This is a genomic window from Desulfovibrio legallii, assembly GCF_900102485.1.
Classification (GTDB): domain Bacteria; phylum Desulfobacterota; class Desulfovibrionia; order Desulfovibrionales; family Desulfovibrionaceae; genus Desulfovibrio; species Desulfovibrio legallii_A.
This window is the reverse complement of sequence record NZ_FNBX01000009.1, coordinates 62449-82758: the sequence shown is the minus strand read 5'-3', so window position 1 is coordinate 82758 and position 20310 is coordinate 62449. Positions and strand designations below refer to the sequence as shown.

Annotated in this window: 20 protein-coding genes and 1 tRNA gene; 17 read left to right on the top strand and 4 right to left on the bottom strand. The window is 67.3% G+C overall.

Translation table 11 applies throughout. The features are described 5' to 3' along the window. The first annotated feature begins 57 nt into the window (after positions 1 to 57). The 3 genes from selD (at position 58) to BLS55_RS06875 (ending at position 2064) form a co-directional block, all read left to right on the top strand. On the top strand, positions 58 to 1116 hold the full coding sequence (gene selD, locus BLS55_RS06885) for a selenide, water dikinase SelD (protein ID WP_092153697.1): 1059 nt from the start codon (positions 58 to 60) through the stop codon (positions 1114 to 1116). 138 nt (positions 1117 to 1254) lie between these two features. Further along, positions 1255 to 1338, top strand: a tRNA-Leu gene (locus BLS55_RS06880). A 225-nt stretch (positions 1339 to 1563) separates the two neighbouring features. Then, on the top strand, positions 1564 to 2064 hold the full coding sequence (locus BLS55_RS06875; RefSeq protein WP_257243167.1) for a translation initiation factor 2: 501 nt from the start codon (positions 1564 to 1566) through the stop codon (positions 2062 to 2064). A 42-nt stretch (positions 2065 to 2106) separates the two neighbouring features. Here the strand turns inward: BLS55_RS06875 and arsM are convergent, their stop codons facing one another. The 3 genes from arsM to tgt all read right to left on the bottom strand — a co-directional run bounded on the left by arsM (position 2107) and on the right by tgt (position 4875). Then, complete coding sequence (gene arsM / locus BLS55_RS06870) at positions 2107 to 2952, bottom strand: arsenite methyltransferase (protein ID WP_092153695.1); 846 nt, start codon at positions 2950 to 2952, stop codon at positions 2107 to 2109. A gap of 353 nt (positions 2953 to 3305) precedes the next feature. Beyond that, positions 3306 to 3677: an ArsR/SmtB family transcription factor gene (locus tag BLS55_RS06865; protein WP_092153693.1), complete on the bottom strand. Its 372-nt coding sequence runs from the start codon at positions 3675 to 3677 to the stop codon at positions 3306 to 3308. A gap of 61 nt (positions 3678 to 3738) precedes the next feature. Further along, positions 3739 to 4875 (bottom strand): tRNA guanosine(34) transglycosylase Tgt, encoded by a 1137-nt coding sequence (gene tgt, locus BLS55_RS06860; protein ID WP_092153769.1) that lies wholly within the window; start codon positions 4873 to 4875, stop codon positions 3739 to 3741. A 329-nt stretch (positions 4876 to 5204) separates the two neighbouring features. On the opposite strand from tgt, the gene alr reads away from it, so the two are divergent. The 11 genes from alr (at position 5205) to BLS55_RS06800 (ending at position 14317) form a co-directional block, all read left to right on the top strand. Continuing rightward, the gene (gene alr / locus BLS55_RS06855) at positions 5205 to 6341 is read left to right on the top strand and encodes an alanine racemase (RefSeq protein ID WP_092153691.1); all 1137 of its coding nucleotides are present in this window, start codon (positions 5205 to 5207) and stop codon (positions 6339 to 6341) included. A gap of 102 nt (positions 6342 to 6443) precedes the next feature. After that, positions 6444 to 6752: a 30S ribosomal protein S6 gene (rpsF, locus tag BLS55_RS06850; protein WP_092153690.1), complete on the top strand. Its 309-nt coding sequence runs from the start codon at positions 6444 to 6446 to the stop codon at positions 6750 to 6752. Then, positions 6753 to 7016 (top strand): 30S ribosomal protein S18, encoded by a 264-nt coding sequence (gene rpsR, locus BLS55_RS06845; protein ID WP_092153688.1) that lies wholly within the window; start codon positions 6753 to 6755, stop codon positions 7014 to 7016. Between the two features lie 10 nt (positions 7017 to 7026). Then, on the top strand, positions 7027 to 7566 hold the full coding sequence (gene rplI, locus BLS55_RS06840) for a 50S ribosomal protein L9 (RefSeq protein ID WP_092153686.1): 540 nt from the start codon (positions 7027 to 7029) through the stop codon (positions 7564 to 7566). 27 nt (positions 7567 to 7593) lie between these two features. Further along, complete coding sequence (gene dnaB, locus BLS55_RS06835; RefSeq protein WP_092153684.1) at positions 7594 to 9060, top strand: replicative DNA helicase; 1467 nt, start codon at positions 7594 to 7596, stop codon at positions 9058 to 9060. A 566-nt stretch (positions 9061 to 9626) separates the two neighbouring features. Beyond that, positions 9627 to 9893, top strand: a complete 267-nt coding sequence (locus BLS55_RS06825) for an RNA recognition motif domain-containing protein (protein WP_092153680.1) — start codon at positions 9627 to 9629, stop codon at positions 9891 to 9893. Positions 9894 to 10297: 404 nt separating this feature from the next. After that, positions 10298 to 10852 carry a hypothetical protein gene (locus BLS55_RS06820; RefSeq protein WP_092153678.1) on the top strand — a complete coding sequence of 185 codons (555 nt, stop codon included), beginning with the start codon at positions 10298 to 10300 and terminating at the stop codon, positions 10850 to 10852. Positions 10853 to 11079: 227 nt separating this feature from the next. After that, entirely contained in the window at positions 11080 to 11559 is a 480-nt protein-coding gene (gene ahbB / locus BLS55_RS06815) for a siroheme decarboxylase subunit beta (RefSeq protein ID WP_092153676.1), read from the top strand. Between the two features lie 11 nt (positions 11560 to 11570). Continuing rightward, positions 11571 to 12842 carry a glutamate-1-semialdehyde 2,1-aminomutase gene (hemL, locus tag BLS55_RS06810; RefSeq protein WP_092153674.1) on the top strand — a complete coding sequence of 424 codons (1272 nt, stop codon included), beginning with the start codon at positions 11571 to 11573 and terminating at the stop codon, positions 12840 to 12842. A gap of 17 nt (positions 12843 to 12859) precedes the next feature. After that, positions 12860 to 13345 carry a metal-dependent hydrolase gene (locus tag BLS55_RS06805; protein ID WP_092153672.1) on the top strand — a complete coding sequence of 162 codons (486 nt, stop codon included), beginning with the start codon at positions 12860 to 12862 and terminating at the stop codon, positions 13343 to 13345. Positions 13346 to 13519: 174 nt separating this feature from the next. Then, on the top strand, positions 13520 to 14317 hold the full coding sequence (locus BLS55_RS06800; RefSeq protein ID WP_092153670.1) for a hypothetical protein: 798 nt from the start codon (positions 13520 to 13522) through the stop codon (positions 14315 to 14317). A gap of 45 nt (positions 14318 to 14362) precedes the next feature. Here the strand turns inward: BLS55_RS06800 and BLS55_RS06795 are convergent, their stop codons facing one another. Then, on the bottom strand, positions 14363 to 14941 hold the full coding sequence (locus BLS55_RS06795) for a peptidylprolyl isomerase (RefSeq protein WP_092153767.1): 579 nt from the start codon (positions 14939 to 14941) through the stop codon (positions 14363 to 14365). Between the two features lie 343 nt (positions 14942 to 15284). Here BLS55_RS06795 and BLS55_RS06790 point away from each other — a divergent pair, with 343 nt between their 5' ends. The 3 genes from BLS55_RS06790 (at position 15285) to murJ (ending at position 20074) form a co-directional block, all read left to right on the top strand. Continuing rightward, positions 15285 to 15992 (top strand): Bax inhibitor-1/YccA family protein, encoded by a 708-nt coding sequence (locus BLS55_RS06790; protein ID WP_092153668.1) that lies wholly within the window; start codon positions 15285 to 15287, stop codon positions 15990 to 15992. A gap of 84 nt (positions 15993 to 16076) precedes the next feature. Further along, on the top strand, positions 16077 to 18458 hold the full coding sequence (locus BLS55_RS06785) for a ribonuclease R family protein (protein ID WP_092153667.1): 2382 nt from the start codon (positions 16077 to 16079) through the stop codon (positions 18456 to 18458). Beyond that, on the top strand, positions 18455 to 20074 hold the full coding sequence (gene murJ, locus BLS55_RS06780; protein ID WP_092153665.1) for a murein biosynthesis integral membrane protein MurJ: 1620 nt from the start codon (positions 18455 to 18457) through the stop codon (positions 20072 to 20074). The genes BLS55_RS06785 and murJ overlap by 4 nt, the downstream gene beginning before the upstream one ends. Positions 20075 to 20310 lie beyond the last annotated feature (236 nt).

Here is a 20310-nt window from a genome sequence, read left to right as displayed (position 1 = left end):
AATTTGTCCTGAAACGCCAGTCAGATCTTTCCCTCACCCCACACCCCTGGAGCCGTTATGAAGTTGTTGGAAAAAGCCCACGCCGCCGGTTGAGCGGCCAAGCTGGCTCCAGGGGCCCTGGAGCGTCTTTTAGCCGCGCTGCCCGCCTCCGGGCGGCCGGATCTGGAAGCCCGCGTGCTGGCCGGACGCGCCCGCAACGAGGACGCGGCCGTGCTGCGCGTGCCGCCGGGCCGCGCCCTGGTGCAAAGCGCGGACGTGCTGACGCCCATTGTGAACGACCCCTTTGCCTTTGGGCGCATTGCGGCGGCCAACGCCCTTTCGGACATCTACGCCATGGGCGGCGAGCCGTGGAGCGCCATGAACCTGGCTTTCTTTCCCCCGGCCCTGGCGGAGGACGACCCCGAAGGCGTGCTGGCGGCCGTGCTGCGGGGCGGCCTGGCGGCCCTGAACGAGGCCGGGGCCGTGCTGGCCGGCGGGCACACTGTGCAGGACGAAGAGCTCAAATACGGCCTGGCCGTGACCGGCGTCATCGACCCCGCGCGCATTGCCCGCAACGACGGCCTTGCGCCCGGTCAGATCCTGCTGCTGACCAAGCCCCTGGGCACGGGGGTGCTTTCCACGGCAGTCAAGGCCGGGTGGGAGGAGGCGGCGGCCAGCGAGGCCGAGCTTGCGCGCTGGTGCGGCCGGCTCAACGCCGTGGGCGGCGCGGTCATCCGCGAGCTGGGCCTGACGGCGGCTACGGATATTACGGGCTTCGGCCTGGGCGGGCACACGCTGGAAATGGCCCTGGCCTCCAATGTTTGCGTGCGCCTTTCCACCGCGGCCCTGCCCCTGCTGCCCCGCGCCCTGGAGTACGCCCGCGACGGGCTTATCCCCGCAGGCAGCCACCTGAACCGCAGGCACTGCGCCTGCCGCACGCTGACGGCGCAGGGCGTGGACGAAGCGCTGGAAAGCCTGGTTTTTGACGCCCAGACCTCCGGCGGGCTGCTGCTGGCCGTACCGCCGGAGGCCGTGGCGACGGCGCGGGCGCAACTGCTGGCGGGCGGAGATCTGGCCGCCGAGGTGGGCGAGGTTATGCCCGCCCGCACCGACGGCGTGGCCCTGTTGCTGGAATAGCGCACGGCGCGGACGGTTGGCGGCGGGTCGCGTCGGCAATCCGGCCCGGCGGCATGCGAGAGCCCTTGCCGCGTTGCACGGGCCGCGGCTCTGCGTCTTGCGGCCCGCCCGGCCGTATGGTATGCAGACCCGCTTTTTGCGAGAGTGGCGGAATAGGCAGACGCACTGGACTTAGAATCCAGCACCACAGGTATGGGGGTTCAAGTCCCCCCTCTCGCACCAAAGGCTATAACCGCTTGATATGCAAGCGAAACATAAAGCCCCTCATGCGTTTTTCAGGAGGGGCTTTTATAAGGATGCCGCAAAAGTCCGGCTTGCTGCGCAGCGCCTGGGTTCTTGCGGCGTCTCTTCCCTCCTTCCCCGTTGCGGTCTTTCCCGCTATGCTGCGCCCTGCCGCCAGCGTTTGTTCTGGCGGCAGTTCTGAAATCCCTTAAAGCGGGAGAGCGCATGTTGACGATATATGTGGCGGCCTCGTTCAAACACAAGCACGGGGTGCGGCTGCTGGGGCGCGAGCTGCGGGCCCTGGGCTGCAGCCTGCTGGACTGGACGGAAAAAGCCGCGCCCCCGCCGGGGCTCACGCCCCTGGAACGGCGCATCTGGATGGATACGGATCAGGACGGCGGGCAGATCTACGCCTTTTGCCGGGACGCCTGCCTCACGGCGGATCTGGTCATTTATTACGGCGCGTCCGGGCAGGATGCCGGCGTGGAGGTGGGCCTGGCCGCCGGGGCCGGCGTGCCCGTGCTGGGCATTCGCGGGCCGCTGGAGGGCGCGGGGCTCATGCTGCATGGGGCGGTAAGCGCCTGGGTGGACAGTGTGGAGGAAGCCCTGGACGCGCTGGCCCGCGTGGCGGATCACGCCGCCGCCCACTGGCGAAATGCGGAGACCGAACCCGACCCCGTGGCCCGTCGCCTGGCCCTGCTGCTGCGCGCCCGGGAAAGCGCATAACCCCCGGCAAGCCCCCCACAAAAACCGCTCTCCTCTCCGCGTCTATGCCGGCTTATGGGCCTCTACGGAAAGGCTGACGACATAGTCGGCCAGGGACGCGCCTTCCGGCAAGGCCTGGGCGACGTCGCGGTAGAGGGGATCGTTCCAGTCCTGCATATGGCGCACATAGTCGGGCTTGGGCCGCAAGACCACGTTGGTAAAGCCCGCATCCTCCACCAGGCGGCGCACTTCGTCCACCAGAACGGCTCCGGCCACGCAGCCCACCAGGGCCGCGGCCATGGCACGCACGCCTTCGGGCAAAGGCTGGAGCAGGGCCAGATCTGAGACAGCCGCCTTGCCGCCGGGCCGCAGCACGCGAAAAACTTCGCGCCAGACCTGGGGCTTGTCCGGGGAAAGGTTGATGACGCAGTTGGAAAGCACCACGTCGATGCTGGCGTCGGCCACGGGCAGGTGCTCGATCTCCCCCAGGCGGAACTCCACGTTGTCCAGACCGGAATCCTGCCGGTAGGCAACCAGGTTACGGCGGGCTTTGGCCAGCATTTCCGGGGTCATGTCCACGCCGATGACCCGGCCTGCGGCCTTGACGCGCGGCCCGGCCTGAAAAACGTCAAACCCGCCGCCGCAACCCAGATCCAGCACCCGCTGCCCCTCCTGCAGGGCCGCCATGGCCACAGGATTGCCGCAGGAAAGGCCCATGTTGGCTCCTTCAGGCAGGTTGGCCAGGCTCGCCGCGTCGTAGCCCATGGCCTGGGCCAGACGCTGGGGGTCGTCCTGCCCGCTGCGGCGGCTGGAGCAGCAGCAGCGCTGCCCCGTGGCGATGGCCGCGTAGCCGGTGCGCACGATTTCCCGCACTTGCTGCGGATTTTGAGAACTGTTTTCCGTTGCCATGTTCCGCTCCTTCATTATGACTATTCAAGACATATTGACATATTATCGCGCACGCCGCCCATCAGGGGGCGCTACGCCCGCCCATGGGGGACGCTGGGCTGTGCGCGGCCCGGCGTCTGCCGCCGCCAGCCAGGCCTCTCCATCCCAATCTGCCGGCCGGGCCTTCCCGCTCCCGCGCTGCTGCAGACGCCCGCCGCGAAGGTGTAAGCGCAATTTATCTGCGCTGTTAAGCGCCGTAGCAAGCGTGTCGTAAACTTTGAGAATGCCTGTTCTCAACGTTGATCTGCTCTAGCCGCTGCGCCGTGGGCCGGACGCAGGGCCTGATCCGGGTTCCGTCCCACGGCCTGAGGCGTTCACCCCTGGCCGTTCACCCCAGGCAGGTCGGGCAGCACGCCCTGGGGCACGGGGCTGGCCGCGCGGAAGCGGCGGCAGAGCTCCGGATGGCCGGCGCAGCATTGATCCGTGAGGTAGGCCACGGTTTCGAGCATGAGGGGGATATCGGCCCGGTAGCGTACGCAACGGCCTTCTTTTTCCCGCGTGATAAGGCCCACATGGACCAGCTCCTTAAGGTGAAAAGAGAGGTTTGTGTGGGTCTGCCCCAGGTGCGCGGCGATTTCGCCGGCCACGAGGCCTTCCGGCGCGTGGCGGACCAGAAGCCGGAAGAGGGGCAGGCGCACGTCTGAGGCCAGGGCGTTGAAGACGTCGATGGCTTGCTGGCTTGTCATGGCGTATATTTCAACAACTCTTGAAATGTGTCAAGCAGCCGCGGCCAGAAGGTGCGCCGGCTTACCCTGCGGCGGCGCGGGCGGCCTCATCGGGGTAGAGGGCGGCGATGCGGGCCAGGTAGTCGTTGTAGCGGTTCTGGAGGATGGCCTCGCGCGCGCCGCGGACCAGATCCATAAAATAGGTAAGGTTGTGCAGGGAATTGAGGCGGAAGGCGAGCAGCTCCTGGCTGGCGAAGAGGTGGCGCAGGTAGGCGCGGGTAAAGGTGCGGCAGGTGTAACAGCGGCAGCAGGGGTCCAGGGGGCGGTCGTCTTCGGCGTATTCGCGCCGCTTGATGTTGACCTTGCCGTGAGAGGTGTAGAGGGTGCCGTTGCGGGCATTGCGGGTGGGCAGCACGCAGTCGAACATGTCCACCCCGGCGTGGATGCCGGTAACGATGTCCAGGGGCGTGCCCACGCCCATGAGGTAACGGGGTTTTTCGCGCGGCAGGAGGGGAGCGGTATGGTAGAGCAGATCGTACATCTGCGGCTTGGGTTCGCCCACGGAGAGACCGCCGATGGCGAAGCCGTCAAAATCCAGGGCGCAGATTTCCTCGGCCGAACGTTGGCGCAGATCCTTAAAAAAGCCCCCCTGCACGATGCCGAAAAGCAGGTTGCGGGCCGTGCCCGCGGGGTAGGCGGCCCGCGCCCGGCGCGCCCAGCGGCCGGTCAGGGCCAGGGAGCGCTCGGTATAGGCGTAGTCCGCGCCGAAAGGCACGCACTCGTCCAGCACCATCATGACGTCGGAATGCAGCGCGCGCTGGATTTCCAGCACGCTTTCGGGGGTGAAGAGGTGGCGGGAGCCGTCCAGATGGGAGCGGAACTCCACGCCTTCTTCCCGGATTTTGCGCAGGGAGCTGAGACTGAAGACCTGGAAGCCGCCGCTGTCCGTAAGGATAGCGCCGGGCCAGGCGGCAAAGTTGTGCAGGCCGCCACGCCGGGCCACCAGCTCGTGGCCGGGCCGCAGGTACAGATGGTAGGTATTGCCCAGGATGATGGGCGCGCCGATGGCCAGCAGATCGTCCGGCGCCAGGGCTTTGACGGAGCCCACGGTGCCCACGGGCATGAAGACGGGGGTGGGCACCGGGCCGTGGGCCGTGCGCAGGGTCCCGGCGCGGGCCGCGCCGTCCGTGTGTTCCAGGGTGAAGGTGAGGTGCGTCATGGCGCGAGGGTAGCCGCAAAGGGCGGGGCCTGGCAAGAGCGGCTTCTTGTGCCCGTGCAACAATGGGGGTAAACTTCCGCTCCACGTTAGGGCATTTCAGCTTTGAAATGCCCTGGCGGCTGCGTGAGCAGACGCCCGCTGTGGAGGCGTAAACGCAATTTATTTGCGCTGTTAAACGCGAAACGAGCGTGTTTTAAACGTTGAGAATGCATATTCTCAACGCTAATCTGCTCTAGGCGGGGGGCCCTGGCCGCCCCGGCTTCGCGGCCCTGGGCCGCGCAACATCTTTTTCCGGCGCAGTGCGGCCGGCAGGTGTCAAGGAACAGTTTATGAGCGAGTGTACCTTTTCCCCTTCCGTGTGCCATGTGGACCTGGGAGCCCTGCGGCGCAACTTTGCCCGTCTGGGCGCGCCCGCCGCGCTCATGCCGGTCATCAAATCAGACGCTTACGGCCATGGGCTGGTGCCTGTGGCCCGCACCCTGGCCGAGGCCGGGGCCCGGCGCTTTGCCGTGGGCACGGTGGCCGAGGGCATGGCCCTGCGCGACGCCGGGCTGCGCCAGAAGATCGTGGTCCTGCTGGGGGCTTTGGACGATGTGGACTGGCAGGGGGCCGCGGCGCAGGATCTGATCCCCGTGGTGGGCAGTTTTACAGCTTTGGAAAAGGCCGCCGCCCACTGCCACGCGGGCCGCACCCTGCATGTGGCTGTCAAGTGCGAGACGGGCATGGGCCGCCTGGGCTTTACGCAGGAGGAACTGCCCCAGGCCGTGGAACGGCTGCGGGGCATCCAGGGGCTGGAGCCGGTTATGGCGCTTTCGCACCTTTCCTGCGCCGATACGCCGGGGCAGGAGGCCTACACTCGCGGGCAGATGGAGCGCTTTGCGGCCATGACGGCCACGCTGCGCGACGCTTTTCCGGGGCTGGAGCGCTCCCTGGCCAATTCGGCGGCCACCATTGCCTGGCCGGAGGCGCATTACGACGTGTGCCGCCCCGGCATTGCCCTTTACGGCGGCAACCCCTTTGCGGGCACGGCCTGGGAAGGCAAAGGCGCGGCCCTGGGCCTGGAATGGGCCATGAGCGTAAGCGCGCCGGTCATCCAGGTGCGGCGGCTTGCGGCCGGGCAGAGCGTTTCTTACGGCCGCCTGTTCACGGCGGAAGCGCCCGCCACGGTGGCCGTGGTGGGCATCGGCTACGCCACGGGCTACGCGCGGGCGCTTTCCACGCGCGCGGTCCTGCTGATCAACGGCCGCCGCGCGCCGCAGGTGGGCCGGATCTGCATGGGCATGATCATGGCCGACGTGACCGGCCTGCCGCCGGTGCGCGAGGGCGACGCGGCCTGGCTTGTGGGCGGCCCGGCCCAGCCGGGCGAACGGCCCGTGACGGCGCAGGACCTGGCCGACACCCTAGGCACCATCTCGTATGAAGTGCTCTGCCTGCTGGGGGCCACCAATCCCCGCCTGTACGGCTGATGCGGCGACGGGCCCTTGACACCGGAACCGGAAGGGTTGTACAGAGTCCGTTCCTTGCTCGCGCCCTGCGGCGCGGGCTGTCAATCCATAAGGAGAACGACCATGCGGAAATTTGAAACCCTGCTGCTCCTTTCGCCGGAGCTTTCCGCCGAAAACCGCGAGGGCGTGCTCAGCGCGCTGACCGCGGTGGTGGAGCGCCAGGAGGGCGTCGTCACGGCTGTGGACCACTGGGGCATGCGCGACCTGGCCTACCCCGTGCACAAGCTCATGCGCGGCTACTATGTGCGCCTGGAGTATGAAGGCCCCGCCGCCCTGGTGGCGGAGCTGGAACGCAATGTGCGCATTACCGACGGCATCTTCAAATTCGTGACCGTCAAGCTGGCCGACGAAGAGGCCGGGGAGGTTGCCTAAATGGCTTTTAAAAAGAGATTCGCCCCGCGCCGCAAGTTCTGCCGCTTCTGCGCCGATAAGGAACTGCCCCTGGACTACAAGCGCCCCGACATCCTGCGCGACTTCATTACGGAGCGCGGCAAGATCATCGCCCGGCGCATTACGGGCACCTGCGCCCACCATCAGCGTCTGCTGACCCGCGAAATCAAGCGCGCCCGCCAGATGGCCATGCTCATCTACACCGCCACGCACGATTCCAGCGTCAAGAAAAAGAGCACCATTTAAGGAGGCGCCCATGAAACTCATCCTTCGCGCCGACGTGGAAAATCTCGGCACCCTTGGCGATGTGGTTGAGGTCAAGCCCGGCTACGGGCGCAACTTCCTGTTGCCCCAGGGGCTGGCCATGGTGGCCTCCCCGGCCAACCTCAAAGTGTTTGAGCAGGAGCGTAAAAAGCTCCAGGCCCGCATGGACGCCCTGCGCGCCGAAGCCCAGGGCCTGCAGGCCCGGCTGGAAGCGCTGGACGTGGTCATTCCCATGCATGTGGGCGACAACGACAAGCTCTACGGCTCGGTGACCTCCACCATCATCGGCGACGCTCTGGCCGCCCTGGGAGTGGAAGTGGACCGCCGCCGCATCCTTATGGACGCCCCCATCCGCACCCTGGGCGAACACCCCGTGCGCGTGCGCCTGCACGCCAGCGTGGTGGCCGTGGTGCCGGTGAAGGTCATCTCCGACCACCAGCCCGTGGTGGAGGAAGAACCCGCCGAAACCGCCGCCGAAGCTCCTGCCGACGCTTCCGCGGAAGCCTCTGTGGACGCTTCCGCCGCCCAATAAGGGTGCGGCGTGTCCGGCTCCCATGATATGAACAACGCCCCCGGCCGCGAGGCCGGGGGCGTGCCGTCGGGAGGGCCGACTCAGGCTCCCGGCCGCGTCAACCGCACGGTGGAGCGCGCCCAGCAGGACTTGGTGCGCCGCGTGCCGCCCCACAGCGTGGAAGCGGAACAGGCCGTGCTGGGCGGCATTCTGCTGCGGCCGCAGCTTCTGCACATTCTGGTAGGTCAGCTGGCCCCCGAAGACTTCTACCTGCCGGCGCACGCCGTTATTTTTCAAGCCATCCTCGATCTGTACGGCAAATCCGCGCCCATTGACCTCCTTTCCATCGCAGAGCAGCTCAAAAGCGGCAACCGCCTGGAAGAGGCCGGCGGGGCCGTGTACCTGGGCGAGCTGGCCCAGGCCGTGGTCTCCGGAGCCAATGCGGAATACTACGCCACCATCGTGCGGGACAAAGCCTTGCAGCGCGGGCTCATCGAGGCCTGCTCCCGCATCATTGCCAACTGCTACGACGCCTCCCGCGAGGTGAGCGACCTGCTGGATTCCTCGGAGCAGGCGGTCTTTGCCATTTCCCAGCGCACCGTGGGGCGCGACTTCACCCCCACGCGCGAGCTGCTGGACAAAGTTTTTGACAACCTCTCCAAACTGGCCGACGCCCGCGACGTCATCACCGGCGTCACCACGGGCTACACCCGCCTGGACAAGCTCACGGCGGGGCTCCAGCCTTCAGACCTGATCATCGTGGCGGCCCGGCCCAGCATGGGCAAGACGGCCTTTTCCATGTGCATGGCCCTGCACGCCGCCGTGCGCCAGGGCGTGCCCGTGGCCGTGTTCTCCCTGGAAATGAGCAAGGAGCAGCTCATCCAGCGCATGCTGGCCGTGTGGGGCAAGGTGGATCTCTCCAAGCTGCGGCGGCCTTCCCTGCTCACGGACGAGGACTGGCAGCGCCTCTACGAGGCGGCGGACGTGGTGGCCCGCGCGCCCATCTATATTGACGACACCCCGGCCCTGAGCACCCTGGAGCTGCGCGCCCGCGCCCGCCGCCTGAAAGCGGAAAAGGGCCTGGGCCTTATTGTGGTGGATTATCTCCAACTCATGCGCACCAGCCGCCGCACGGATTCGCGCGAGCTGGAAATCTCGGACATTTCCCGCTCCCTGAAAGGCCTTGCCAAGGAGCTCAACCTCCCAGTGGTGGCCCTGGCCCAGCTCAACCGCAAGGTGGAAGAACGCGGGGACAAACGCCCCATGCTCTCAGACCTGCGCGAATCCGGGGCCATTGAGCAGGATGCGGACGTGATCATGTTCGTATACCGCGACGACGTGTACAAATTTCAGAAGCCCGCCGAGCGGCCGCCCCAGGGCCTGGCCGAAATCATCATCGGCAAGCAGCGCAACGGCCCGGTGGGCGTGGCCGAGCTCATGTACATCTCCCCCTACACCTCTTTTGAGGACATCTCGCCGGACTGGACCCCGCCGCCTTCCGAGGGCGGGGCGTAAAGCGCCGTCCCACCACAGCTGCAGGCACAGTTTCCCCCTTGGCCTGCTGCAGGGAAGCCCCAGGCCGCGCCCCGACGGATGGGATCAGCTGTTCCTATCGCCCTTGCTGACGGGCGTTTGCAACGCAAGCCTCCTTGTCCGCAAAACCCTGCGGCGCAAAGCCGACAATCCTTCCGTGTGCCGCACTGCGCCGCCTTCCAGTGCAGTATGGCTGTCCAGCCGCTGAATTGAATATTCAAACACTCTAGTAGCACTTATATATTCTGAGCTAAAAGCTCTGTTTTTCTGCAACAAAGTGGTAACACTTTTTGCGGCTCGCCGCGCTTTTGGGCGCGTAATTCCGTCAACCCCTATGAATCTAAGCACTTAATCTCTTCAGGCCCGGTCAGGCGCACTCCCGGCGGGCAGCGCCGTACCGCGCAAAAAAGCGCGCAATGCTAACTTTTTTTGTGCTTTTATTGACAAGCTCGGCAAAGCGTGTTTCTGTTGCACCAAGGGCCGCGTGCCGGCGATACGTTTTGCCGGAATGAAGCGCGGGAAGATTGTTTTTTTTGCGAGGGTGTTTCATGTCCAAGTCCATCTATGTCGGGAACCTTCCCTGGTCCGCCACTGAAGAACAGGTTCAGGATCTTTTTGCCGAATACGGCAGCGTCCTGTCCGTCAAACTCATCAGCGACAGGGATACCGGCCGTGCCCGCGGCTTTGGTTTTGTGGAAATGGAAGACGGCGAAGCCGATTCCGCCATTGAAGCTCTGGACAACTTCAGCTTCGGCGGTCGTACGCTGCGCGTCAACGAAGCCAAACCCAGGGCGCCCCGCCAGCCCCGCTACTAGAACCCGCAACAGACAAGCCGACGCCCTCGTCGTGGGGGCGTTTTTTGTCGCGTTGCGCCCCCCGCAGGCAAGCGCCTGCACAGCACTTTGACCGCGGCGGGCAGGCTACTGAAGGAACGTTGCATCCCGATTGTCGCCAGCCCGCCTCATCTTGGCATTCCTGCCGCCCCTGCTCCTCCTGCTCTGATTTTATGTGCACGGCTCCCCTGCGCCATGGGCGCGCCGCTTGTTGCGCCATGGGCGCGCCGTCGGCTCCGGCCGCCCCAGCCGTTGCGTTGCGCCGACGAAGAAGCGTTTTCCGCCGCGCGCCGCCTTGCCCAAGGGCGCATTTTTTGCGAAGATGCCTGCATACGTTTTTACCGCGCCCGTCCGGGCCGGCACAACCACCCTCCGAGGAGGCCCGCATGCTCAACCCCAAACAATGTGTGCTCTACAGCGGCGGCGCCGCGGGCACCGAACAGTTTTTCGGCGCTCTGGCCGAAAGCTGGGGCATGGAAGAGGTGAACTACAGCTTTGAAGGCCACCAGATCGAACGCAACCGCGGCGTGCGCGTGCTGACCTCTGAAGAACTGGCCCTCAAGGACGTGAGCCTGACCTACGTTTCCCGCCTCATGAACCGCGAGTACACGCGCGCCCCCCTGTTCCGCAAGGTGCTCCAGTCCATCTGCTGGCAGGTGAGCAGCGGCGACCAGATCGTAGTGGTGGGCGCGGTGCAGCCCGACGGCACCGTTAAGGGCGGCACGGGCTGGGGGGCGGAATTCGCCAAAATCTGCAACAAGCCTCTGCTGGTTTTTGATCAGCCCAAAAACGCCTGGTTCGTCTGGCAAAAGGACCACTGGGCAGACATTGTGGACCCGGTCGTCAACTGCGCCCACTTTGCCGCCACAGGCACCCGCTTTCTGGAAGACAACGGCCGGGTGGCCATCCAGAACCTGTTTGCCCGTTCGTTTTCCCGCTAGGGCGCTGCACCTTGGCGCGGCTTTGACGCCTGCGCGCGGGGGCGTCGCCGCAACGGCGCAAATGCCGCCGACGGTGCGGGCAGGCAAGCCGTGCGCGCCCTGCGTGCCTGCAACGGCTTTTCCTGGCGCTTTGCGTGCAGGACCAAGTGCGCCGACAACGGCCGCCAACGGGGCCGTTGTCGGCGCGCGGCAAAACCTTTATCAACCAGCGAGGGACGGAGGCGACCATGCCCCAACAGTTCAGCCCGGCGGAATACAGCGTGCTGCGCATCGTGCAGGCCGACCTGCCGGAGAGCCTCACCCCCTATGCCGACATGGGCCGCGAGGCAGGCCTGAGCGAGGCGGCCGTGCTGGAGCTGCTGACCCGGCTGAAAAAAAGCGGGGCCATCCGTCGCTTCGGGGCCAGCATCAAGCACCAGAAGACCGGCTGGACCCACAACGCCATGGTGGCCTGGAAGGTGCGGCCCGAAGAAGCGGAGGACTGCGGCCGGGCCGCGGCCCGGCATCCGCACGTCTCCCACGCCTACTACCGCCCCAGCGCCGCGCCCGACTGGCCCTATGAACTCTACACCATGGTTCACGGCCGCAGCGAGGCCGAGTGCCTGGGCGTGGTGGAAGAGATCATGCGCGACACCCCCCTGCGGGAGCACGCCATCCTGCGCAGCCTTAAAGAGCTCAAAAAAATTTCCATGACCTATTTCGCCTGAAGGAACCTTCCATGGACCAACGCTCCCAAGCATTGTGGCGGCGCGCCTGCGCCGTCATCCCCGGTGGGGTCAACAGCCCCGTGCGGGCCTGCCACAACGTGGACAGCCTGCCCCTGTTCATTGCCGAAGCCCACGGCTGCCGCCTGACCGACGCGGACGGCCGCGAGTATGTCGATTTTGTGCTCTCCTGGGGCCCCATGATTCTGGGGCACGACGAGCCCTCGGTCACGGCGGCCGTGTGCGCCGCAGCCGCGCGCGGCACCAGCTACGGCGCGCCCTGCCCGGACGAGGTGCTGCTGGCCGAGGAAGTGACCGCCGCCATGCCCAGTCTGGAAATGGTGCGCATGGTCAATTCCGGCACCGAGGCCACCATGAGCGCCCTGCGCCTGGCCCGGGCCGTTACCGGGCGGGACAAAGTTCTCAAGTTCATCGGCTGCTACCACGGCCACGCGGACCCCTTCCTGGCCGCCGCAGGCTCCGGCGTGGCCACCTTTGCCATCCCCGGCACGCCCGGCGTGCCCGCCGCCGTGGTTGCCGATACCCTGCTGGCCCCCTACAACGACCTGGCCGCCGCGGAAGCCTGCTTCGCCGCCCACGGCCCGCAGATCGCCGCCGTCATTGTGGAGCCCGTGGCCGCCAACATGGGCCTGGTTCTGCCCAGGCCCGGCTTTCTGGAGGGCCTGCGCGCGCTGACCCGCAAGCACGGCAGTCTGCTCATCCTGGACGAGGTCATCACCGGCTTCCGTCTGGCTTACGGCGGGGCGCAGGCCCGCTTTCATCTGGACCCGGATCTGACCACCTTCGGCAAAATCATCGGCGGCGGTCTGCCCGTGGGGGCCTTTGGCGGCAAGCGCGCGTATATGGAAAAGATCGCGCCCAGCGGCGGCGTGTACCAGGCGGGCACGCTTTCCGGCAATCCCCTGGCCATGGCCGCCGGTCTGGCCACCCTGCGCCGCCTCAAAACCGCCGACTACGCTGCCCTGGAGGCCCGCACCGCCGCCTTCGCCCGCGAGCTGCACGACATCCTGGCCGCCAAGGGCGTGCCCATCCAGGTGCCCACCATTGCTTCCATGTTTACCCCGTATTTCAGCGAAGGCCCGGTAACCTGCTTTGCCGAGGCGCAGGCCTGCGACCAGAGCCTGTTCACCGCCTTCTATAAGCAGATGCGCGCCCAGGGCATCTATCTGGCCCCTTCGGGCTTTGAGACGGGCATGGTCTCCTTTGCCCACACGGAGGCGGACTTCGCCAAGGCGCTGGACGCCGCCCGCGCCGTGCGCTTCTGACCCCGCGGGGGCCGTGCATGAAGTGGATCACCCACGAGGCCACGGCCGTCATGGCGGCCGTGGCCCTGCATTTTCCCCTGCCTGGGGTGGCGGCCGCCTGCGTCGGGGCCGTGCTGCCCGACGTGCTGGACCAGCGCCTGGCCCGGCTGGCCCCCACCCGGCGGGGGCGGCAGAGGATCTTCAACGCCATACACCGCGGCACGACCCACTGGCTGGGCTGGTGGCTGCTGTGCTGCGCGGCGGCTTTGGTCCCTTCCGGGCTGCCGGCGCTGCCGCCGCCGTTGCGCCCCGTGCTGCTGGGCCTGGGTTTCGGCGGTCTGAGCCATGTGCTGCTGGACATGCTCACCCCGGCGGGCGTGCCGCTGACGCCCTTTTCGCGCAAGCGCAAACTCTCCTTCAAGCTCTGCGCCACGGGCAGTCTGGGGGAATACGTTTTTCTGGCCGGCGTGCTGGCCGCCGGGTGGCTGTTCTGGGGGGAGGAGCTGCGGCGTCTCTGGCCATAAGACGGCGCGGCGGAGGATACGGGAAGGGCGGACAGTGCCCTGCGGGCATAGCGGCGTGTTTTTTATTTTGTTTGGGCCGCCGTACCTTCCCTGTTCAGGGCAGCCCGCCCAGGATACGGCGCCCTGCGCCCCCCCCCCTTCCCCCCACAAAAAAACGCTTCCCCAGGAGCCCGCATGCTGCTCAAAATGCTGCTTACGCCCTTGCTCATTCTGCTCTGCGCGGCCATAGCGCGGCGCTGGGGGGCGTTTGTGGGCGGGGCCGTGGCCGGGCTGCCGCTTATTTCTGGGCCCGTGTCGTTTTTTCTGACTCTGGAGCAGGGCCCGGCTTTTGCGGCGGCGGCTTCGTACAACACGCTGCTGGGGGTAGTGGCCTGCGCGGCCACGGCCCTGGCCTATCCCTGGCTGGCCGTGCGCGGGCTGCCCTGGTTTGGGGCCCTGCCGCTTTCGCTGGCGGGGTATTTTGTCACGGGCTGGGCCGTGCAGGGGCTGCCGCACGCGCCGTGGCTGGCCCTGGGCCTGGCGCTGGCCATGCCGCTGGGCATTCTGGCCCTGCTGCCCCCTGTGCCGCAAGAGCGCCCTGGGCCGTCGCATCCGCTGCCGGTCCGGCTGCGGCTGCCCCTGCAAATGGCCTGGGGGGCGGCGCTGGTTCTGGGCGTCACCACGGCCGCGCAACGGCTGGGGCCGGGCTGGAGCGGCGTGCTCATGTTCTTTCCGGTCATGATCTGCGCCATCATGCCTTTTGTGCACGCGGCCGGGGGCGCGGGGGCCGTGGTGTGCGCCATGCGCGGCTTTATGGCGGGCTGGTTCGGCTGCATCGCCTTTGCCGTGGCGATCATGACCGGGGTGGAGCGTCTGCCGCTCTGGCCTTGCTACGCCCTGGCCACGGCTGCGGCGCTGCTCACGGGCGCGGGCGTAACCCTGCTGGAGGAGCGGCGCTTCGCAGCCAGAGCGCAGCGCGGGAAAAGGCGCTGACGGCCCTTGCCCGCGCCCTGGCAAAATGGGGCAACAGGGGCCCGGCTACTCCAGCACTTCGGCTTTTTTAACGACCACGGTCTGCACGGGCACGTCGTCGTAATACCCCTTGTGCCCGGTGGCCACGGCGGCGATCTTGTCCACCACGTCCTGGCCTTTGACGACCTTGCCGAACACGGCGTAGCCCCAGCCCTGGGGGGTCTGGTTTTTGAAGTCCAGGAAGGCGTTGTCCTTCACGTTAATGAAAAACTGCGCCGTGGCCGAGTGGGGTTCGCTGGTGCGGGCCATGGCAATGGTGTACTTTTTGTTTTTCAGGCCGTTGTCCGCCTCGTTGCGGATGGGCGTGCGGGTTTCTTTCTGTTTCAGATCCGGGGTGAGCCCACCGCCCTGGATCATGAAGTTTTTGATGACGCGGTGGAAGACGGTGCCGTCATAAAAGCCGGACTTCACATACTGCACAAAATTGGCCGTGCTGATGGGGGCCTTGCGGGCGTCCAGGCGCAGCACAATCTCGCCCAGGCTGGTTTCCAGCCGCACCGTGGGGTCCGGGGCCGCCGCGCGGACGCCGCCCGCGCCCGCCAGCAGGCCCGCGCCCGCCGCCAGCAGGGAAAAACACAGGGCCATGACCGTACGACGCAAGCCTGCGCCGAAAAATAGCTTATACATATCCGCTCCTTGGTGTGTGCGTGCGTGCAGATCGCCCGCGCGGACGGCAAGCCCGCCGGGCCTGCCCCCTGGGTAGCACGGGGCCGCCGCCCCCGCAAGCCGGGCGCGCGGCGGCACGCCGCGCCAAAGGCGCAAAACTGTCGCCGCGCCGCGGGGGATCGTCCGCGCCCCCCTTGCTAATTGTGCCGCAGGTCATATATACTCACCATGAAACCCTACGGAATCGCCCCGCCGCTTCGGACCTCCCGCTCGCGGCGCAGCGGCCTCCGGCCCGCGTTTCCAACCGTTTTCGGAGGATATGATGCCCATCACTACCCGCAGTGTCGCCCAGAGCGGCGTCAGCAGCGTTGCTTCCCTCTACATGCGTCAGGTCTACCAGTGGATGACCGCCGGTCTGGCTCTGACCACAGTGGTGGCCTATGCGGTCGCCACCTCGCCGTCGGTGCAGGCGGCGATTTTCGGCAACACGCTGATCATGATCCTGCTGCTGGTGGCCCAGTTCGGTCTTGTCATCGCCCTTTCGGCGGCAGTGCACAAAATGTCCGCCGGCACGGCTACGGGCCTGTTCCTGCTTTATTCGGCAGTGACCGGGGCTACCCTTTCGTCCATCTTTGTGGTTTACCCCATCGCGTCCATTGCCAACGCCTTTCTGGTGACCACTGGCACCTTCCTGGCCATGAGCGTTTACGGCACCGTGACCAAACGCGACCTCACCTCCATGGGCAGCTTCTTGTTCATGGGGCTCATCGGCCTGGTCATCGCCATGCTGGTCAATCTTTTTCTGCGCAGCACCATGATGGATCTGATCATCAGCTGCATCGGCGTACTGATCTTTACCGGCCTTACGGCCTATGACACGCAGAAGCTGCGCCGGTTCGGCGCGGCCGCGCCCCTGGAGGACGGCACCGCCGTGCGCCGGGGGGCCATTCTGGGCGCGCTGACCCTGTACCTGGACTTCATCAACCTTTTCCTTATGATGTTGCGCCTCTTCGGCGGCAACCGCGAGTGAGCGCAGCCCGCGCCTTTCATTGTCTTGCCACGGGGGTAAAGGGCCTGGCCTTTTGCCCCCGTTTCGCGCTCTGACGGATCCTTCATGAAAAAAAACTCCTCCAAACGCGGCCTCCCGGCAGCGACGCTGCCCGATCCCGCCGGTCTGGAGCAGACCTTTGCCGCCCAGGCGCGTCCCATGCGCCTGGACGACCTGCTGCGCGTACTGCATTTGCCCCGCCGCGCCAAAAAATCTCTGCTGGACGCCCTGGAAAACCTCGCCGCAGAGGGCCGGCTGGCCCGCCTGCCCGGCGGCCTCTGGGCGCGGCCCCAGAGCCTGCGCGCCGTGCTCGGCCGCTTCAGCGCCCTACGCAACGGCGGCGGGCTGGTCAGCCTCCGGCGCGACGCCCCCGGCGGCCGCCTGCCATCCGAAATCTACATCCCCCCCGAAGCCACGGCCGGAGCCTGGCACCAGGACACGGTGCGCGTGGTTCTCACCCCCGGCAATGCCCGCGGCGGCACGGGGCGCGTGCTGGAAGTGGTGGAACGCGGCCTGACGGAAGTGCCCGCCCATGTGCGCTGGCGATCGGGCCGCCGCCTGCTCTGCAGCCCGGCCGACGCCCGCCTGCCCGTGGAATTCAGCGTGGAGCTGCCCCAGGACGCCGCGCCCCCGGCCACGGGCACGCTGGTGCTGCTGGCCCCGCAGGAACAGCTGGCCGCCGACCTCTGGTCCGCGCGGCTGCTGGGGAATTACGGCCAGGAAGACACCGTGGCCGTGCAGGAAGCCCTGGTCAAAATCAACCACCAGGCCCCGCGCGAGTTTCCGCCCGCCGCCCTGGACGAGGCCGCCGCCCTGCCCGCCGGGCCCACGGCGCAGGACCTGGAGGGCCGCGAAGACCTCCGCCCCCTGCCCTTGGTGACCATTGACGGCGCAGACGCCCGCGACTTTGACGACGCCGTGCAGGTGGAGGCCAGGCCCGGCGGCGGCTGGCTGCTGCGCGTGGCCATTGCCGACGTAAGCCACTATGTCCGCCCGCGCGGCCGCGGCCTGCCGGGCGCGCTGGACGCCGAGGCCTTGGCGCGGGGCAATTCCTGGTACTTTCCCCAGTCCGTGGAGCCCATGCTGCCCCCGGCCCTCTGCGACGGATTGTGCAGCCTGCGCCCCGGCCAGGACCGCCTGGCCGTGCTGGCCGAGATTCCCTTTTCGCCCGCAGGTGCGCCGGGCAAGGCCCGTTTTGCCCTGGCGGTCATGCGCTCCGCCGCGCGCCTGACCTACGATCAGGTCAAGGCCTGCCTGCTGGACCAGGACGCGGCCGCCCGCGCCGCCCTGGAGGCCCAGCCGCGCGGCCCGGAAGTGCTGGCCATGCTAAAGACGGCCTTTGCGCTCTATGCCGTGCTGCGCGCGGCGCGCGAAGCGCGCGGCAGCCTGGACTTCGACCTCCCCGAAGCCGACAGCCGCCAGGACGCGGCGGGCCGGGTAGTCTGGCTGGGCCACCGCCAGCGCCACGACGCCCACAGGCTGATCGAAGAATTTATGATCGCCGCCAACGAGGCCGTGGCCCGGCATTTGCGCGATGCGGGCCTGCCCTTCCTCTACCGCGTGCACCCGCAGCCGGATCCGGAGCGCCTGGAGAGCCTTTTCGACACCCTGACGGCCACAGGTCTGCCCCTGCCGCCGCAGCCCACGGCGGCCTCTCTGCAGGGCATTTTGCGGGCCGCCCACGGTACGGAGCAGGAATTTCTGGTCAACCGGCTCTGCCTGCGGGCCATGCCCCAGGCGCGTTATCAGCCGGTGAACGAAGGGCACTTCGGCCTGGCCTCGACGGCCTACTGCCACTTTACCTCGCCCATCCGCCGCTACGCCGACCTGCTGGTGCACCGGGCGCTCAAATATTCTCTGGGCCATGATGTGGGCCGCCTGCCCGCCGGGCAAAAACTGCTGCGCATCGGCGACCAGCTCAACCGCAACGAGCGCGCGGCCCTGGCCTGCGAGCGCGAAATGGAACGCCGCCTGGGCTGCCTGGCCCTGCTGCCCCGCGTGGGCGAACGCTTCAGCGGCGTGGTGGCCGGGCTCAATGAACACGGCCTGTTTGTGGAGCTGGGCGACATGCCCGTGGAAGGCATGATTCGGGTGGAAGACCTGGGCGGGGACTGGTACCAGTTTGACGCCCGCCGCATGGCCCTGGCGGGCGAACACAGCGGCGCGCTCTGGCGCATGGGCCAGAAGGTGGAGGTAGCCTTGAGCGAGGTGAACCTGGGGCGCCTGGAAATCCGCCTTCTGCCCCTGGAGCTGCCCAAAGGCCTGAGCGGACGGCGCGGCCGCGCCCCTGCCCGCGGCAAAGACCGGGGCGGCGCACGCCGCGCTCGCGGCGGCAAACCCCGCACTGCGGGCCCGTCAGCCGAAGCCCCGCGCGCCAGAAAATCCGGCCGCCGCACAGGCGGCGCAACCACCACTGCCGGCCGCACCCGGCCGAGGAAGCGTCCGTGAGCCGTCTGGGCGCGCAGCAGCGCATGGGCGCGGCGGCTATCCTCCTGGCCGGGGCCAGCATCCTCTCCCGGATCATGGGCCTGGTGCGGGACAAGGTCATTTCCTGGCAGTTCGGCGCGGGCGGCGAGTCGGACATGTATTTTGCCGCCTTTGTGGTGCCGGACATCATCAATTACCTGCTGGCCGGCGGGTTTATGTCCATCACCATCATTCCCTTGTTTACCCGGCGGCTGCACGAGGACGCAGACGACGCCTGGCGTTTTTTTTCCTGTGTTTTCTGCTGGCTGGCCGCGGCGGCCGCCGTGCTGACCGTGGGGGGCATACTGGCCGCCGGATCCCTGGCCCGGCTGGTGGCCCCCGGCTTTGACCCGGAGCAGATCGAACGCCTGGCCTTTTTTATGCGCATTGTCCTGCCGGCGCAGATTTTTTTCCTTTGCGGGGCCTGTTTCACCGCCCTGCTGTTTATCCGGCGGCAGTTCCGCGTGCCCGCCCTGGCCCCGCTCATCTACAACCTCTGCATCATCGCCTGCGGCGTGCTGCTGCCGCGCCTGGCCCAGCTCGACCTGCTGCGCGCCCTGTTCTCTCCGGACTTTCTTGCGCAGCTGGGCGGTATGGCGGGCTTTTGCCTGGGAGCCACGGTTGGGGCTTTTATCGGCGCGTTTCTGCTTCCCCTGCTGGTGGCCCGCGAAGACGGCCTGCACCTGCATATGCGCTGGCGGCATCCCCTTATGGGCCGCTTTCTGCTCACGGCCCTGCCCCTCATGCTGGGGCAGACCGTCATTATGCTGGACGAGCAGTTTCTGCGCGTGTTTGGCAGCCTGGCCGGCGACGGCGTCGTCAGCCTGCTGAGCTACGCCAGGCGCATCTCTCAGGTGCCCGTGGGGCTCATGGGGCAGACCGCCGCCGTGGCCTCCTATCCTTTTCTGGTCAATCTTCTGTCGGCGGGCGACACGGCAGGCTTCCACCATACCCTGCGCAAAGCCCTGCGCGCCGGGCTGAGCCTGATTCTTCCCTGTGCCCTGTGCCTGGCGGCCCTGGCCTGGCCTGTCCTGACCATCATCTTCCAGGGCGGCCGTTTCAGCCCGGAAGACACCATGGCCGCCCTGCCCCTTACCCGGCTCATGCTGGCCGCCACGCCCTTCTGGCTTGTCTACGCCATTTTGGTGCGCGGCTACTACGCCCAGGGCGATACCCTGACCCCCGCCATCAGCGGCACCATCATGACCCTTGTCTGCCTGCCCATCTATCGCTACTGGGCCGTGCCCCACGGCGGCCTGGGCATCGCCGCGCTTTCCTGCATCAGCGTCAGCCTGTATGTGCTGCTGCTCATGGGCGTCTGGACGCGGCGCAACGGTTCCGAAGCTCTCGGCGGGCTTCCGCGCCTGGCCCTGCGCGTGCTGGGCTGTTCCCTGCCGGCCGCGGCGGCCGCCTGGCTCTGCGCCGAAGCCGTGCAGAGCCGCCTGCCCCTGCATCCCTTCCTGGCGGCCTGTGCGGCCCTGGCCGCAGGCGGCTGCGCCTTCGCCCTTGTTTTTCTGCCCCTGGCTTGGCGCGCCGCCCCTTCTGTAGTGGAAAACATCCGCGCCCGCCTGCGCCGCCGCAGAAACCAGAGCGCATAGCCTTTGCGCAGGCCTCTTCCCGGCGACAGGCAAGGCGCCTGCTGCGGCGCGCAACCGCGCAGTCGGCTTCCGTTGCGCCTTGCGGCGGAGTGCCGACGTGCGCCGTCAGTCGCCAAAGCCCTTCAAGCGTAAAACGCGCTGTCCCAACCGGCGTTGCGAAGACCGACGCAGCGCTTCGGGAAGGCCCGGAGCGGCTTCTTGGGCGCAAAAACTCCCTCCCGCCGCAACGCTTCCCC